The following is a 15,834-nucleotide window of genomic DNA, read 5'->3' on the forward strand; positions in this document are numbered from 1 at the left end:
CCCCGGGCCCGTCCCGGGGCGCCCCCGTGCTCCTCCGAGCGGGCCCCCGGTTGCGTACGCGAGCGGTCCGGGCTCCTGGTTCGTCACCCGCTTTGCTCTCCCGCACCGTCCTGCGGATAGTTTGTCTGCAGAACAGGTACGCAGACCCGTGGTGGCAGAAGCGCACGGGGGACGAGAGGTCGGGAAGAGTGTCGCTGCGCGGGGGCGATCCAGCCGAGATCGGCGGCTATCCGCTTGAGGCGCGGCTCGGTTCGGGTGGCATGGGCACGGTCTTTCTGGCCCGCACGAGCTCGGGGCGGCCGATCGCGATCAAGCTGATCCATCAGCAGTTCGCGGGGGACGACGAATTCCGCATCCGCTTCCGGCAGGAGGTGGCGGCGGCGAGGCGGGTGAGCGGGGCGTTCACCGCCGCGGTGGTCGACGCCGCCACGGAGGCCGATCAGCCGTGGATGGCCACCACCTACATCGAGGGGCCCACGCTCGCCCAGCGCATCGCGGCGAACGGCCCGCTGAACGGAGCAGAGCTGAGGATGCTCGCCATCGGGCTGGCGGAGGCGCTGCGCGACATCCACCGGGTGGGTGTCGTCCACCGTGACCTGAAGCCCTCGAACGTCGTGCTCTCGCCCGAGGGCCCGCGCGTCATCGACTTCGGCATCTCGCGCGCCGCGGACCAGCAGACGCTGACGATGACGGGGCGGGTCATCGGTACGCCGCCCTTCATGTCGCCCGAGCAGTTGCAGGCCCCGCGGGGTGTGGGGCCGCGGTCCGATGTCTTCTCGCTGGGGACGCTGCTGGTGTACGCAGCGACGGGCCGCGGGCCCTTCGACGCGGACAGCCCGTACATGACGGCCTACCAGGTGGTCCACGAGGAGCCGTCGCTGGATGCCGTCCCGGGGGCGTTGCGTACGGTCGTCGAGTCGTGCCTGGGCAAGGAGCCCGAGGGGCGCCCCTCGGCGGACGAACTCCTCGTGCTGCTGCGCGACCTGCCGGCCGACCTCGGCGGGGCCGACGCGACGGCGGCCGGTGCGGGCCGTACCCGCGACATCATCACCCAGCACCACCTCGCCACCCGGGCGACCCCGTCGCCGAGCGCCCCGGCCGGCCCCGGCACGAGCGGTACGCCCCTCGCCCGCCGCCTGCGCAGCCGATGGCGGTCCGTGCTCGCGGCCGCTGTCGCGGTTGCCGCGATCGGCGGGGGAGTCGCCGCACTGCAAGCGGGCGGTTTCGGGGCACGGAACGACAGCAAGGGCAACAGCGTCGCGGCGCCGGGTGCCACGCTTCTGGACGGCTTCAAGCCGTGGCGCACGACGGTGCAGGGCGGTCGCGAGGACATCCCCGACGAGCTGCGTTGCGTCGCGCGCGGTGACGCACTGTTCTGCGGGGGCGGCGGAGTGGTCGCTGCCCGTATCAGGGCAGTGGACGGCTCGCGGGTGTGGACCGCGAAGAGTCCCGGCGTCCCCGTCCAGGGCATGCACCTGGTGGGCGCCACCGACGACACGGTGCTCGGGTACCGCTTCGCCGCCCAGGACGCCCCACAGGACCCTGCCAGTGAGGTGGTGGCCATCGACGCGCGGAGCGGCCGGGAGCTGTGGTCCGTGCCGTCCGGCTCCCAGTCGACAGCGGTCACGGGCCGGACCCAGGACGCCGTGGTGACCGGCTCCACCGTGGTGACCGTCGACGCTTCCAACTCCCGTTTCGAGGCCCGGGACGCCCACAGCGGTGAGGTTGCCTGGACCGCGTCCTTCCCCGTGGGTACGCAGTGCGCTCCCGTCCAGGCGGGCGTGAAGCTCGTCGCGATGTGCGCCGCGTATGAGGAGTTGGAGGCGTCAGAGGTGCGCCACCCCACCCTGTACACGGTCGACCGCGCCTCGGGTACATGGGGCCGGCCCATCGCCGTCGACGGCCCCGCCGTGCCGATGGGTGTCGCCGACGGCAAGCTCGTACTCCTCCGGGAGCGCCTGGAGGGAGCGGCGTCCGCCGGCTACGACGGAGTGGTGCGGGTCGCCCCCGCGTCGCGGAAGGTCACGTACTCCCGGCTGCCCAAGACGTACGCGGGGACGCCCGGCATGGTCGACGGCACCCTCTACGTGAGCGGGCAGACCGGCCTCGTCACGGCGCTCGACCCCGCCGACGGCCGCAGGAAGTGGTCCCGGCAGATGGGCGTGGAGGGCGCGTCGGGCCCTGTGGCGGGAGCCGGCGCGCTGTATTTCAGCTCTGCCACCGGCCGGGTCGTCGCCCTGTCGCCGCACGACGGCACCTCCCTGTGGGCCACGGATCCGCAGGCCGATGGTCTGACGGGCGAGCAGGGCGCAAGCCCGCGCGTGACCCTCGCGGGGCGCGCAGTGATCGTGACCGCGGCCAGGAACACCCTCTTCGCGTTCGACGCGCAGAACCCGCCGAAGGCGGGATGACCGCGGCGGAGACCGGCAAAAGCGGTTCAGGCACGGATCGCCCAGAGGCGGATGCTCCCGTCGAAGCAGCCCACGGCGAGCGTTCCGCCGTCGGGGCTGAAGGCCAGCGCGCGAACCCTCTCGGACCGCTGGGGCAGGATGAGGAGCTGCGCACCGGAGTGGGCGTCCCGGACGATGACCGTGCCTCCGTGGTCACCGGACACGAGCAGTCTGCCGTCCGGGCTGTAGGCCAGTGCGGCCACCTCGTCGGTGTGGCCGGTGAGCCGGCGGTGCCCCCGCCCGGTGCGCGTGAGCAGCATGTTGACCAGGCCCTTGTCCTGGGCCTTGAGCGGTGAGCAGACGGCGGAGATGCTGAGGCCGTCCGGGCTGAACGCCAGGAGACGGACATGTCCGTTCGGCCGGACGGACCGGGGGCGGTGGGACCTTCCGGAACGCGGGCTCCAGCGGCGCACGTGGCCTTCGGTACCGCCCGACACGAGGAGGCGGCCGTCGGGGCTGAACGCCGCCGGGCCCGTGGCACCGGGCAGGTCGGTCACGTGCTTCGCGGTGTCCGCGTTCCAGAGGCGCAGCCCGCCGTAGCTGCCGACGGCGAGGGTATGACCGTCCGGAGCGAACACCACCGCCGTGACGGTCCCGGAGTGCCCGGTGAGCTGAGCCCTCAGCATGTCCGTGCGGCCGTCCCACAGGCGCACCACCGGGCCTTCGCCCCCTGTGGCGAGTGTGCGGCCGTCGGGCGTGAACGCCAGGGAGTGGACGCGCTCCCCGGGCCCGGTGAGGCGATGGAGCACCTTGCCCGTGTACGGATCCACCAGACGGACGCCGGAGCGGCTGTGGCTGGTGGCGAGGGCCCGGCCGTCGGGGCTGAACGCCAACGTGTCGACGCAGCCGCCGGCCGCGCTCCTCAGCGTGCGGAGCTCGTCGAACACGAGGCTCGCGCCGTCGCCCTGTGCGGGATTCGCCGCGAGAGTAGGCGTCCGGGGCCGCCGCCCGCGGTCGCGGCGGGAGTCCCGCGCCGAGTCGCCCGCCGCGGTCGGCAGGGCGTCCCGGGAGGCCAGCTCCGACAGTCCCGCGGCCACTTCCCGGGTGTCCGGCCGCCGTGCGGGATCCTTGGCCAGGAGCCCGAGGACCAGCTTCTCCAGCTCGCGCGGTATGCCTGGGCGGAAGGCGCTGGGGCGTGGCGGGGCGACCTCCACGTGCTGGCGCATCAACGCGTAGAGGGGCTGGTCGACGGGGAACGGGAGGACGCCCGTGAGCATCTCGAACATCACGACGCCCAGGGAGTAGAGGTCGGTGCGGGCGTCCGCCGTCCGCCCCTGGTGCTGTTCCGGTGACATGTATGCCGGAGTACCGAGCACCGGAGAGGCCGAGGTCAGTGTCTCGGACGCGTCGGCGACGCGGGCGATGCCGAAGTCGCAGACCTTCACCTGGTCGCCCGCCTGCACGAAGAGGTTGGCCGGCTTCAGGTCGCGGTGGACCACTCCGCGCTGGTGGGCCGCCGCGACGGCGTCGACGGTCTGGCTCGTCAGGTCCACCACCCGGCGGAACGACAGATGCCCGGGGTGCTCGGCCAGCAGCCGGGCCAGGTCGTGGCCGATCAGCAGCTCCATGACGATGAAACGGTACGTGTCGTGGAGGCCGGCGTCATGGACCACCGTGATTCCCGGATGGCGCAGCCCGGCAAGGATTTCGGCCTCACGCTCGAAGCGCCGTTCCGACACGGTGTCCCGTGCGACGGGCATCACCTTGACCGCGACCTCGCGCCCCAGCACCGAGTCCCGGCCCAGCCAGACCTCTCCCATGCCACCGCGGCCCAGTAACCGCCGGAGCGTGTACCGGTCGGCGAGGGTCACCCCTGCCGTCGCCATCCCAGACTCCACCATCGGCTCCGTTTCGCAGGCTGCGTGCAACTCGGACATCGTGCGGGACCGGCCTTTCGACCGGTGACCATCCAAGCGTGTGACGTCCGGCAGGTCGAGGGGATCAGGCCGGGAGCGCGGATCGCACGGCCCGCACCGGGTTCCGCGGCCGAGCCACGGCGGCCCGCGACCGGAACCCCGGCGAACGGGCTCCGGCACCCGGCGCCACGAGAGGCCACAGCCGCCCGCCGGCTCCGCGACGGACGCGGACCGATGCTCTCGGCAGCTTGGGTGCGGGGAACCGCCGGCCGATGGCCGGCGCCCCCGGTGGCGTGGTCGGGACCTCACCGGGTCGTCATTCCGTGAGCCTGCTTCAGATGATGTCGGCGGACTCGGGCAGACCGACCAGCGCCTTCAGCTGTTCGGGCCGGAACGGGGTCGGGCCGTGCCACTCCACCAGCATGACGGTGGCGTCGTCGTTGAGGCCGCCGTTGTGATAGCCCAGGTGGTGCCTGATCAGCCGTCGCAGGGTCTCCGGCACGGGGAGGCCGTCGGAGTGGTGGCGGACGAGGAAGTCGATCAGCCGGTCGAGGCCGAACTCCAGCCCCTCCCGGTTGCGCGCCTCGGTGATGCCGTCCGTGTAGAGGAGCAGGCGGTCCCCGGGCTCCAACTGGTCGCGGCGCAGGGTGCCGGGCAGCCCCAGCCCTGTTCCCATGGGTGGGGCCGGCGGGCAGGAGAGGTGCACCACGGTCCGGTTGCCACGGATGACGACCGGGGGATGGTGACCGTAGTTCGTCCAGGTCAGCATGCCCGTGGGCAGGTGCAGTTCGGCCAGGAGGCTCGTGGCGTACCGGCGGCCGGCGAACTGCTCGGTCAAGGTCTCTCCGACGCCTTCCGCGGTCTGCAGGAGATCGGCGCCCTGACGGCGCCGGTTGCGGGCGGCGGCCAGCGCGAGGTTCGCGGTCAGTCCGGCGGCCGTGTCGTGCCCCATGGCGTCGAAGATCGAAAGATGCAGGGTCTCGTGGGCCAGGGCGTAGTCGAAGGCGTCCCCGCTGACCTGGTAAGCCGGTTCCATGATCGCGCTGACCAGGAAGCGGTCGGTGGCGAAGGTTCGCGGCGGCATCAGCTGCCACTCCATCTCGGCGGCCACCTTCATCTTCCGCCGACGGACCAACTGGGAGTATGAGTCGCTCGATTCACGCTTGCTCACCAGGAGGAGAGCGATCAGGCCGGCGAGAACGTTCAGATCCTCGTCCACCTCGACCTGTGCCCCGGGAGCACCGACCCGGATCACCCCCAGACGTTCGGCGCCGTCCAGCAGGGGGACCCACCACTCGCCCTGCGTGGCGGTCGAGGCCGGAAGGATCCGTCCCAGCTGGAACGCTCTCCCCGCCATGGTCCCTTCCACGGAGTACGAAGGCTGCGCGTCGGGATCATCGGGATCACTGCCGGCCCGGGCTGTCAGCAGATACAACTGTTCCTGTTGGAGATCGGCCAGATAGATCATCACATGGGGCCAGCCCACCCGGGAGGCACGGGACGCCACCGCCTCCGGCACCTGCTCCAGGGTCATCAGATGGCTCGCGGAAATCAGCTCCGCCAACGCCCCCGCGCGTGTCATTCCGCTGTTCATCCACGAGCACCTTTCTGGACGGCCGACCTTCTCGACGGCCGGGCTGGCGGCATCACCACACCGGCCGGGGCACCGAGACCCCGGTCCCTAGGAGAATGACCGATTTCGTCCCGGAAAGCCGGGACCACCCCGTCGTGGCCGGTGAGCCGCCTCAACCCGGCGGCTCCGTGAAGGACGCCATTGCGCTCAACGGCGGGGGCGGGCGGTCTCTCGGGTGCATGGCCCCGCCCGTCTCCCGTGGCTGCGGAAGGCGGGCGGGGCGCCGGGGTCAGCCGCGCGGGGTGCGGGCGAGGAAGGCGGCCAGACCCTCCAGCAGTCGGTCGGCGTCCTCCTCGCTGCTGTACGGGGCCAGGCCGATCCGCAGTCCTCCCGCATCGCCCAGGCCCAGGTGGCGCGAGGCCTCCAGGGCGTAGAACGAACCCGCGGGCGCGTCGACCCCGCGCTCCGCCAGGAATCGCGAGGCATCCCCCTCCGACCGGCCGGGGAAGGTGAGCAGCAGCGTCGGGGTGCGCAGGGCCGCGCGTGAGTGCACGACGACGCCGTCGAGAGCGGACAGGCCCTTCTCGATACGGATCCGCAAGGCGTCCTCGTGGGCCTCGATCTCCTCGAAGGCCGCTGCCAGCCGCTCCCGGCGCGTGCCCTCGCCACCTGGAGCGAGTGAGGCGAGGAAGTCCACCGCGGCCCGGGCCGCGGCCAGGAACTCGTACGGCAGGGTACCCAGCTCCAGCCGCTCAGGGATCGCGTCGGTCGACGGCAGCAGCTTGTCGGGCCGCAGGGTCTCCAGCAGCTCGGGGCGGCTCGCCAGCACCCCCATGTGAGGGCCCAGGAACTTGTAGGGCGAGCAGACGAGGAAGTCGGCGCCGAGTGCTTCCAGCCGGACGGACGCATGGGCCGCCAGGTGCACCGCGTCCACGTGCAGCAGGGCACCCGCCCGGTGGACGAGCTCCGCGATGGCGGGCAGGTCGGGACGGGTGCCGATGAGGTTGGACGCGCCGGTCACCGCCACCAGACGGGTCCGCGCGGACAACATCTCGGCGACCCGGGCGGGGGACAGCTCTCCACTGTGCGGCTCGAAGTCGACCCACCTGACCGTCGCGCCGACGGCCTCGGCGGCCTGCACCCAGGGGCGGATGTTGGCGTCGTGGTCGAGGCGGCTGACCACTACCTCGTCGCCCGGCCCCCAGTCCTTGGCCAGGGTCCGCGCCAGGTCGTAGGTCAGCTGGGTGGAACTGCGTCCGAACACGATGCCGCGCGGCTGCGCGCCCAGCAGGTCCGCGAGCGCCGACCGCGCCCCGGTCACGATGGCCTCCGCGTTCCGCTCGCCCTCGTTCTGCGTTCCCCGTACGGCGAGCGGCCGGGACAGGGCCTCCACGACCGCGTCGATCACCGGTTGCGGGGTCTGGGTACCGCCGGGCGCATCGAAACGGGCCGAGCCGGCGGTCAGGGCCGGAATCTGAGCGCGGAGCGCGGGGACGTCGAGGGGCATGCGTTCTCCTGGACATGAGCGGGGTGGGCCCGGACGGCCCGGGGGCGGCGCGTCGCGGCGGCTCCCGGGAGACGATCCTGCCCTGTGGGTGCACGGGGCACGCGCCGGGGTGGACGGCCGTGGCGGTCCGGTCCCGCATCGGCTCAGGAGTGGGGGACGCGGCGAAGCGCGGTGGGTTCGTCTTTCGCCGGCGGGTGCGCGTGAACTCGAACAGCGCGGCACGGCCGGGGGTCGTTTCTGCTGCACACCCGCCCTTTCGGGTGTGTCAATCTTCAAGATAGTGCAATGGTCTAGGCCAACTCATTGACGTGAATGCGTCACCCCCTGATTCTGGCGGCACCTTCTCCCGACTGGAGTCTCCATGAAGCGTCTTCGCGCTCTGCTCTGTGGCGCCGCCACCGCCGCGCTGGCCACCGCAGGACTCGCCGCCTTTGCCGCGCAGCAGGCTTCGGGCGCGTCAGCCGACGCCACCGCGCTCAGCAACCGGTGGTACGCCGCCGCGCCCTATCTGATGCCGCATGACAACAACCCGCCGGACGCCGGCGCCATCATGGACGCCACCGGCCTCAAGGCGTTTCAGCTCGCGTTCGTCCTCGCTCCCAACGGGGGCGGTTGCAGCCCGACCTGGGACGGCACGTCGCCGGTCTCGTCGGACACCGCAGTGGGGTCCGTCATCAGCGCGATCCGTGCCAAGGGCGGTGACGTGTCGGTCTCCATCGGCGGGTACGGGGGCACCAAGCTGGGCCAGGCCTGCTCCGATGCGGCGTCCACCGCGGCCGCCTACCAGCAGGTCATCAGCAAGTACCAGCTCAAGGCCATCGACTTCGACCTGGAGGAGCCGGAGTACGAGAACGCTGCCGCCATCGCCCACGAGATCGGCGCGGCCAAGATCCTCCAGCAGAACAACCCGGGCCTGTACGTGTCGGTCACCACCGCGGGAACCGCCGACGGCACCGGCTGGTTCGGCAAGCAGATGCTCAACGAGGCCAAGTCGCAGAGCTTCACGCCGAACAACTTCTCCATCATGCCCTTCGACGGTGGGTTCAACGGGGCGGCCGCGCAGACCAGCGCCCTGACGAACTTCAACGCCGTTCTGCAGTCCACCTTCGGCTGGGACGCGGCAACCGCGTACGCGCACGAAGGCTTTTCCGGCATGAACGGTCGCAGCGACACCGGTGAGTACTTCAGCCAGGCCGACTTCCAGACGGTGCTGGACTATGCCACCGGTCACCACATGGACCGCTTCACCTTCTGGTCCCTCAACCGTGACCGCCAGTGCACGCCGCCCGACAACAACGGCAAGACGTCCGGCACGTGCAGCAGCGTGGCCCAGTCGGACTGGGACTTCGCCAAGTACTCGGTGAAGTTCGCGGGCGTCACCCCGCCGACGACCCCGCCGACGACCCCGCCTCCGACCACGCCCCCCGGCGGCGACTGCACCGCGACCGCGTGGAGCAGCGGCGCCGTCTACACGGCCGGCAACACCGTCTCGTACGGAGGCCACACGTGGAAGGCCAAGTGGTGGACGCAGAACGAGACGCCCGGCACCACGGGAGAGTGGGGGGTCTGGCAGGACCTCGGCACCTGCTGAGGTGAGGTGTGTCAGGCCTGGGCCGCACGCACGGCGGCCGGCCCGGGCCTGACGCGTAAGGTCCGGTGCCGGGTCCCGGCCGGGGGTGTCGAGGATCGGGAACTCCCTCACTCCCGGCGCCGCTGACTCAGAGCCCGGTGACCTTGGCGCTCGCCGACAGTTCGTAGACCAGGGTGACCGTGCGCCGCCCGCCCGGCGCGAGGGGGACGTTCCAGCGGGCGATGCCCTCGGCGTCGATCACGTCGGGCGGTGGGGAGCAGGATTCCCTGTGTACGCGTACGTTCACCGCAGCGACTTCGGAGACGGGGATGCGCTCCCGCAGGGCGACCGTCCGGTCGCCCTGCTCGCCGGGGGCGGAGAACCGGGACAGGTGCAGGTGCACCCTGCGGGTGATCACGCTCCGCTGGGTGAGGGCGGCGGAGTCGCGGGCCTCCTCGGCCTGGCGCACCACCCGGTAGTCGTCGCAGCTGCCGAAGGCCAGCTCGGCAGGGGCGCCGGGAGCGGTGAAGTCCAGCGTGCCGCGGCCGCTGAATCCGCTGCCGCGGATCAGGTCCACGGGCCCGGCGAGCAGTGCGTGGCCGGACAGGTTGTCGAACCGCACCACTTGGGTGACCAGGGGGGACAGTTCCGGTGAGCAGGCGTACTCGCTGGGCGCGGCCGCCGTGAACGTGGAGAGACGCACGCGGTGGGCGCGGCCGTCACTGGGCACCGAGACCGGCGTGGGGGACCTCAGGACCCGCGCCTCGCCACCGTCGTCCACCCCTGGCAGGCCGAGCACGGGGGCCGGCCCGAGGACCCCGATCTCCTCCTCCCGCAACTCCACGTCCACCGTGCGGCGTTCCGCCGCGGAGCGGTCCTTGAGGGTCAGCCGGTCCTCGTTCAGGCGTGGCGGCTCGGTGGCCAGCGCCGAGCGGGCCGTCGACAGGGTGAGCCGTACGCCGGACCAGTCCTCACCGGTGCGCTGCCAGACCATCGCGTCGGTCTCCAGCGTCAGGGAGTCCCCGTCGAGCACGGCCCGGTAGGCGGGCCGCCACAGCGCGCACGGGGTGAGGTGGCTCAGCCGCAGCCCGACGGGCCCGGCAGCCGCGGTCTCCACGGTCAGCTCGATATGGCCGACCAGCTCGGCCGGTTCCTCCTCCGACAGGTGCAACGCCCGCTGGAGGTCGGCGATCTCGGCGCCGAGCACTGTCAGCCGGGCCTGGACGGTGCGCAGTTCCTCCGCGTGAGTGTCGCGCTCGGTGTCGACCCGGTCCAGCTCGCGACTCCAGCGGGCCGGCTCGGTCTCCCCGGAGCCGGCGCCCTCGCCGATGTCCCGCAGCAGGTCGGTGGCGAGACGGCCGAGCAGGTCGAGGCGGGTGTGCAGCCGGTCGCGCCGTTGCGCCAGGGCCCGCTGCTCCTCTTCGAGGGTGTGCACGCGGTGACGTACGGCGGAGTCGTCGGCGGTGGAGGGAAGCCGTTCGCGCGGTGTCCAACTGCGGACGATCCGCGCGTCGAGCACGGTCGCCGGATGATCGGAGGCCAACTCGGCGTGGAGCGTGCGGTCGACGGCCTGCGCACTCACCGGGCCGAGGCGCAGCCGCTGGACCCCGGCCTCCAGGTCGAGCACGACGGCGCGCTCGACGTGGGCGCGATCCTCGAGGCAGGTGACGGCGGTGACGGGAAGAGCGATCGGCTTCGGGTCCGTGGACATGGGGTGTGTCAGCTCCTGCGGTTGCCGCCGACCAGGGCCTTGCCGGTCGGGATGCGGATCTCGTAGCCGCCGTCGAGAGCGGCAGTGGCGCCTGCCGGCAGGTCCAGTCGCCAGACCCGGGTGCCCGGGGCGTGCCGATCGGGTCCCGCGCCGTGGCCGGGTGCCGTCCAGTCGGCTCGTTCCTCGATCCTGACGTCGGGTTCGGAGGTGACCGGCACCCGCTCCTGGACCTCCACGGTGACGGTCCTGGCGAGACGGTTGGCCAGCTCCACATGGACGCGGTGGTCGAGCACGGTGGTGTTGTTGCGCAGGCCCGAGGTGGACTCGTGCACATGTGTACGGTGCGTCACCCGGACGCCCTCGGCGGGGCCGAGTCCCACCCGGCGGACACCACCGGGCGCCAGCGTGGGCAGCGCGGTGGTCAGCAGGAAGTCGTCGTCGACGGTGACCTCCACGGGCCCGGCCAGCAGCGCCTGGTCAGTGGCGTTGGAGAGCACCAGCGTGCCGTACACGACCTGCTCCACGGACGGCACACAGAGGTACTCGGTGCGCAGCCCGACCGGGATCTCGCCGACGGTGACGGTATGCCAGGTGCCGTCCGACGGGATGTCGGCGCGGGCCGTGGCGTCGAACCGGTGATCGAAGGACCCCGCCGACTCGCGGGGCCGCACCGCCAGTCCGGGCAACGGCAGTAGGGCCACCGCCTCGGCGCGGCGCCGGTACTCGGCCCCCACCGGGTCGAAGGGGGAGCCGGGGAACAGCCGCCCTCGGCGACCGCCCTGCTCGTCCGGGCCGCACAGTTCGAGAGCGGCGTAGTCCAGCTCGGCGCCGCTCGGCTGCGGCGGGCCGGCCACCGGAACAGGAGGGGGTGACGGTGCGGCCATGCCGGGAGCTGGGGGTGCCATGGCGGCTGGCGCATCCATGAAGGGATCGCCGCCGGAACGTGTCCTGGCGTGCGGTCTCGACGCGGCCGGCTGCCCGGGGGCGGGCACGGCGCCCCCGAAGGCGGGGGGAGGAGCGCTGCCCGGGGGCGGAGGGCCGCCGTAACCCTGCGGCGCCGGCGGTGGGGGTGGTGACGGAACGGGAGGGGGCGCGGACCCGGCCGCGGCATCAACGGGCCCACCGCCGACGGCCCGGGCCGACACCGGGCCGGAGGCCCAGTCCGGGCCGGGCCCCGCGCTGTCGTATCCGGAGAACAGATCGACGAGCCCGGCCGGGGGTTCACGCCAGCCGGAAGGTGCGGGGGCGGGCTGACTGCGTCCGATCCGCACCGAGCGGAGCTTCGGCACATCGGTACGGCGTCGAAGATCGGCGGTGGCCAGGGCGATGCGTACGCCGCTCCAGTCCTCACCCGTCCGCTGAGCGACCGAGGCGCGCAGCACCAGGTGCCCGCTGCCGTCGCCCTGACGATGGGTGAGGCGGTACCCCGGTACCCAGACCGCGCCCGGCACCCCGTATTCCACCTCCACCTCCACCTCGTCGCCCGTGTGTACGGTGCCGGCGAGGGTCAGGACGGCGCAGACCGTGGTCTCCACGTGTGCGGACGGCCCGTCGGTGGATTCGCGCTCGAGCCTGTCCGTGGCGACCATGAGGTCGTGATCGGCGGCGCTCAGCGCCTCCTCCAGTTCGACGAGGCGGCTGTGCAGCCCCGCCAGCCGTTCGTCGACGAAATCGGCGAGGGCCAGCCACGCGTCGGCCGGGGTGCGGCGATGCGGGTCCTCCCGCTTGCGGGCAGGCGGGACCGGACGGAGAGCCCTGACTTCCTCGATCACGCTGATCTGCCGGTCCCGGCGCTCCCGCGCCTCGGCGTACGCATCGCTCAGCCGCTCGTACGCGCTCCGCAACGTGTCCGGCGTGTCCGTGCCCGGCAACTCGGCCTCGACTTCCACCCGGGCCTCGGTGACACGCATCCCGGGGGCGCCCGCGACCCGGACCCGCAACGAGCCCGGGTCCAGTGAGCGCGGCAGCCCCGTCACCCGTACCCGGCCGCCGGACGGCACGACGCCCCGAGCCAGGCGGCAGCAGAGTGCGCCCTGCGCGTACACCACGACGGAATCGAGGGTCGACTCCCACCTCTGTGCTGATTCAGCCGTCATGCGCTCCGCCCCCGCCGCGTCCATGGTGCGTGAAGCTTACGCCCGAACGGGTCCGCAGTCCGGGCACAGCCCCCGGTACGTCACCTCCGCCTCGGAGACGGTGAAGCCGAACCGTTCGGACTCCGGCAGTTCCGCCAGGAGATCACCGACGGGGTGAACGTCCCGGATGGCGCCGCAACCGGAGCACACCAGGTGTTGGTGGGGGTGGTGGGCGTTCGGATCGTAGCGTTTGGCGCGGCCGTCGGTGGCCACCTCGATCACCTCGCCCAGCGCGACGAGTTCGCCGAGGGTGTTGTAGACGGTGGCGCGGGATATCTCCGGCAGCCGGGCGGTCGCGCGTGCGAGTACCTCGTCCGCGGTGAGGTGGACGTGTTCACCGGCGAGCACTTCGGCAACCACCCTGCGCTGAGAGGTCATCCGCCAGCCACGTGCGCGAAGGCGTTGCAGCAGCTCACTCATGCCCACCTGCCTAACTGTGCGTCGTCCGACGAATGGATCCGTACACGCCTGTCGTTCGTATTGACTTGGACTATGTCCATCGTAGGATCGGTTCCGGTCAACAGCCAAGGGACAGGACGGCAGTACGGAAGAGAACGTGATGTCAGGAGAAGGGGCCGCCCGCCCCGCATCCCGGCCCGGCCTTTCCACCGTCCGAAGTTCCTCAGCACCGCGATCCGCCCCGTCCGGAAGGATTTCCATGACTGAGAACCACGACGCGATCGTCACCGACCCGAAGACAGAGGAGGCCGGTGGCTGCCCCGTCGCGCACGGTCGCGCGCCGCACCCGACCCAGGGCGGTGGGAACCGCCAGTGGTGGCCGGAGCGGCTCAACCTGAGGATCCTCGCCAAGAACCCTGCCGTGGCCAATCCGCTCGGTGAGGAGTTCGACTACGCCGAGGCGTTCAAGAGCCTCGACCTCCCGGCAGTGAAGCGGGACATCGCCGAGGTACTGACGACATCGCAGGACTGGTGGCCTGCCGACTTCGGCAACTACGGCCCGTTCATGGTCCGCATGGCCTGGCACAGCGCCGGCACCTACCGCATCAGCGACGGGCGCGGCGGCGCCGGAGCCGGTCAGCAGCGCTTCGCCCCGCTCAACAGCTGGCCCGACAACGCGAGCCTCGACAAGGCCCGACGGCTGCTCTGGCCGGTCAAGAAGAAGTACGGAAAGAACCTTTCGTGGGCCGACCTCATCGTCCTCACCGGCAACGTCGCCCTGGAGACGATGGGCCTCAAGACCTTCGGCTTCGGCGGCGGCCGCGCGGACGTGTGGGAGCCCGACGAGGACGTCTACTGGGGTCCCGAGACCACCTGGCTGGGCGACGAGCGTTACACCGGCGACCGGGAGCTCGAGAACCCGCTCGGGGCGGTACAGATGGGTCTCATCTACGTCAACCCCGAGGGCCCCAACGGCACTCCGGACCCGCTCGCCGCTGCCCGCGACATCCGTGAGACGTTCCGCCGCATGGCGATGAACGACGAGGAGACGGTCGCCCTGATCGCGGGCGGTCACACCTTCGGCAAGACCCATGGTGCGGGCCCGGCGGACAACGTGGGCCCCGACCCCGAGGCCGCCCCGATGGAGCAGCTGGGCCTCGGCTGGCGCAGCACGCACGGCACCGGCAAGGGTGCCGACACGATCACCAGCGGCCTCGAGGGCATCTGGACGGACACCCCGACCACGTGGGACAACAGCTTCTTCGACATCCTCTTCGGCTACGAGTGGGAACTGTTCAAGAGCCCGGCCGGCGCCCACCAGTGGCGCCCCAAGGACGGCGCCGGTGCGGGTACGGTCCCCGACGCGCACGACCCGTCGAAGACCCACGCGCCGACGATGCTGACGACCGACCTCTCGCTCCGGATCGACCCGGCGTACGAGGAGATCTCGCGGCGCTTCCACCAGAACCCCGACCAGTTCGCCGACGCCTTCGCACGCGCGTGGTTCAAGCTGACCCACCGCGACATGGGCCCGGTCGTGCGCTACCTCGGCCCGGAGGTTCCCGACCAGACCCTCGTGTGGCAGGACCCGCTGCCCGCCCGGACGCACGAGCTCGTCGACGCGGGGGACATCGCCTCCCTCAAGGAGCGGATCCTCGCCTCGGACCTGTCCGTGTCCGAACTCGTCTCCACCGCGTGGGCATCCGCGTCCTCCTTCCGCGGCAGCGACAAGCGCGGCGGCGCCAACGGCGCGCGCATCCGCCTCGAACCGCAGAACGGCTGGGAGGTCAACGACCCGGACCGGCTCGCGACGGTGCTGCGCGTTCTTTCGGGGATTCAGGACGCCTTCAACTCCGCCCAGTCGGGCGGAAAGCAGGTCTCGCTCGCCGACCTCGTCGTCCTCGCCGGCGCCGCAGCCGTCGAGAAGGCCGCCGGGGACGCCGGCTTCGCCGTCGAGGTCCCCTTCACCCCGGGCCGCGTCGACGCGTCGCAGGAGCAGACCGACGTCGAGTCGTTCGTCGAGCTGGAGCCCACCTCCGACGGGTTCCGCAACTACCTCGGCAAGGGCAGCCGGCTGCCCGCCGAGTACCTGCTGCTCGACCGGGCGAACCTGCTGACCCTCAGCGCCCCCGAAATGACGGTCCTCGTCGGGGGCCTGCGTGTCCTGGGCGCCAACTACCAGCAGTCCTCGCTCGGCGTCCTCACGGAGACGCCCGGGTCCCTGACCAACGACTTCTTCGTCAACCTGCTCGACCTGGGCACGACGTGGAAGGCCACGTCCGACGACGCGAGCACCTTCGAGGGCCGCGACGCCGCTACGGGAGCGGTCAGGTGGACCGGAAGCCGCGCCGACCTCGTCTTCGGTTCGAACTCCGAACTGCGCGCGGTCGCGGAGGTCTACGCGAGTGACGACGCGAAGGAGAAGTTCGTCAAGGACTTCGTCGCCGCGTGGGACAAGGTCATGAACCTGGACCGGTTCGACCTCGTCTGACCGTGACGTCCCGGGCCGGCCCCCCTGCGGGTCCGGCCCGGGGCACTCGGCGGGCCCGCGAAACGACGGCCGCTTTGCCGGTTCGCGGGGCACTCCCCGGGCGACGCGGGCCGCAAGCTCCCCGGTATCTGAAGGCCGGACA

At 71.9% G+C, this 15,834-nt stretch carries 9 protein-coding genes; 3 read left to right on the top strand and 6 right to left on the bottom strand.

Annotated elements, in window-relative coordinates; genetic code table 11:
• Positions 1–188 precede the first annotated feature (188 nt).
• Positions 189–2,411 (top strand): protein kinase domain-containing protein, encoded by a 2,223-nt coding sequence (locus OG538_RS32415; RefSeq protein ID WP_406099050.1) that lies wholly within the window; start codon positions 189–191, stop codon positions 2,409–2,411.
• A 26-nt stretch (positions 2,412–2,437) separates the two neighbouring features.
• On the opposite strand, the gene OG538_RS32420 is transcribed toward OG538_RS32415, so the two are convergent.
• The 3 genes from OG538_RS32420 to OG538_RS32430 form a co-directional block, all read right to left on the bottom strand.
• A complete protein-coding gene (locus OG538_RS32420) occupies positions 2,438–4,276 on the bottom strand; it encodes a WD40 repeat domain-containing serine/threonine protein kinase (protein ID WP_406099051.1) in 1,839 nt (612 codons plus the stop codon).
• A 364-nt stretch (positions 4,277–4,640) separates the two neighbouring features.
• Positions 4,641–5,900: a PP2C family protein-serine/threonine phosphatase gene (locus OG538_RS32425; protein ID WP_406099052.1), complete on the bottom strand. Its 1,260-nt coding sequence runs from the start codon at positions 5,898–5,900 to the stop codon at positions 4,641–4,643.
• Between the two features lie 268 nt (positions 5,901–6,168).
• Positions 6,169–7,386, bottom strand: a complete 1,218-nt coding sequence (locus OG538_RS32430; protein WP_406099054.1) for a cysteine desulfurase-like protein — start codon at positions 7,384–7,386, stop codon at positions 6,169–6,171.
• A 361-nt stretch (positions 7,387–7,747) separates the two neighbouring features.
• Here OG538_RS32430 and OG538_RS32435 point away from each other — a divergent pair, with 361 nt between their 5' ends.
• Positions 7,748–8,977 carry a carbohydrate-binding protein gene (locus tag OG538_RS32435; RefSeq protein ID WP_406099055.1) on the top strand — a complete coding sequence of 410 codons (1,230 nt, stop codon included), beginning with the start codon at positions 7,748–7,750 and terminating at the stop codon, positions 8,975–8,977.
• A 127-nt stretch (positions 8,978–9,104) separates the two neighbouring features.
• Here the strand turns inward: OG538_RS32435 and OG538_RS32440 are convergent, their stop codons facing one another.
• The 3 genes from OG538_RS32440 to OG538_RS32450 are packed head-to-tail and all read right to left on the bottom strand — an operon-like array spanning position 9,105 to position 13,222.
• Positions 9,105–10,667 carry a mucoidy inhibitor MuiA family protein gene (locus OG538_RS32440; protein ID WP_406099056.1) on the bottom strand — a complete coding sequence of 521 codons (1,563 nt, stop codon included), beginning with the start codon at positions 10,665–10,667 and terminating at the stop codon, positions 9,105–9,107.
• Positions 10,668–10,675: 8 nt separating this feature from the next.
• Positions 10,676–12,763, bottom strand: coding sequence for a DUF4139 domain-containing protein (locus tag OG538_RS32445; RefSeq protein ID WP_406099057.1), 2,088 nt, complete (start codon positions 12,761–12,763; stop codon positions 10,676–10,678).
• A gap of 36 nt (positions 12,764–12,799) precedes the next feature.
• Positions 12,800–13,222, bottom strand: coding sequence for a Fur family transcriptional regulator (locus OG538_RS32450; protein WP_406099058.1), 423 nt, complete (start codon positions 13,220–13,222; stop codon positions 12,800–12,802).
• 238 nt (positions 13,223–13,460) lie between these two features.
• On the opposite strand from OG538_RS32450, the gene katG reads away from it, so the two are divergent.
• Complete coding sequence (gene katG, locus OG538_RS32455) at positions 13,461–15,692, top strand: catalase/peroxidase HPI (protein WP_406099059.1); 2,232 nt, start codon at positions 13,461–13,463, stop codon at positions 15,690–15,692.
• Positions 15,693–15,834 lie beyond the last annotated feature (142 nt).

Origin of the sequence: Streptomyces sp. NBC_01013, assembly GCF_045162765.1 — a bacterium.
Taxonomy (GTDB): domain Bacteria; phylum Actinomycetota; class Actinomycetes; order Streptomycetales; family Streptomycetaceae; genus Streptomyces.

What these genes read in the sequence shown, in the direction of transcription:
- OG538_RS32425 (WP_406099052.1), bottom strand. Translation starts at nt 5,900, where the DNA reads ATGAACAGCGGAATGACACGCGCGGGGGCGTTGGCGGAGCTGATTTCC.
- OG538_RS32430 (WP_406099054.1), bottom strand. Translation starts at nt 7,386, where the DNA reads ATGCCCCTCGACGTCCCCGCGCTCCGCGCTCAGATTCCGGCCCTGACC.
- OG538_RS32450 (WP_406099058.1), bottom strand. Translation starts at nt 13,222, where the DNA reads ATGAGTGAGCTGCTGCAACGCCTTCGCGCACGTGGCTGGCGGATGACC.
- OG538_RS32435 (WP_406099055.1), top strand. Translation starts at nt 7,748, where the DNA reads ATGAAGCGTCTTCGCGCTCTGCTCTGTGGCGCCGCCACCGCCGCGCTG.
- OG538_RS32445 (WP_406099057.1), bottom strand. Translation starts at nt 12,763, where the DNA reads ATGACGGCTGAATCAGCACAGAGGTGGGAGTCGACCCTCGATTCCGTC.
- katG (WP_406099059.1), top strand. Translation starts at nt 13,461, where the DNA reads ATGACTGAGAACCACGACGCGATCGTCACCGACCCGAAGACAGAGGAG.
- OG538_RS32420 (WP_406099051.1), bottom strand. Translation starts at nt 4,276, where the DNA reads ATGGCGACGGCAGGGGTGACCCTCGCCGACCGGTACACGCTCCGGCGG.
- OG538_RS32440 (WP_406099056.1), bottom strand. Translation starts at nt 10,667, where the DNA reads ATGTCCACGGACCCGAAGCCGATCGCTCTTCCCGTCACCGCCGTCACC.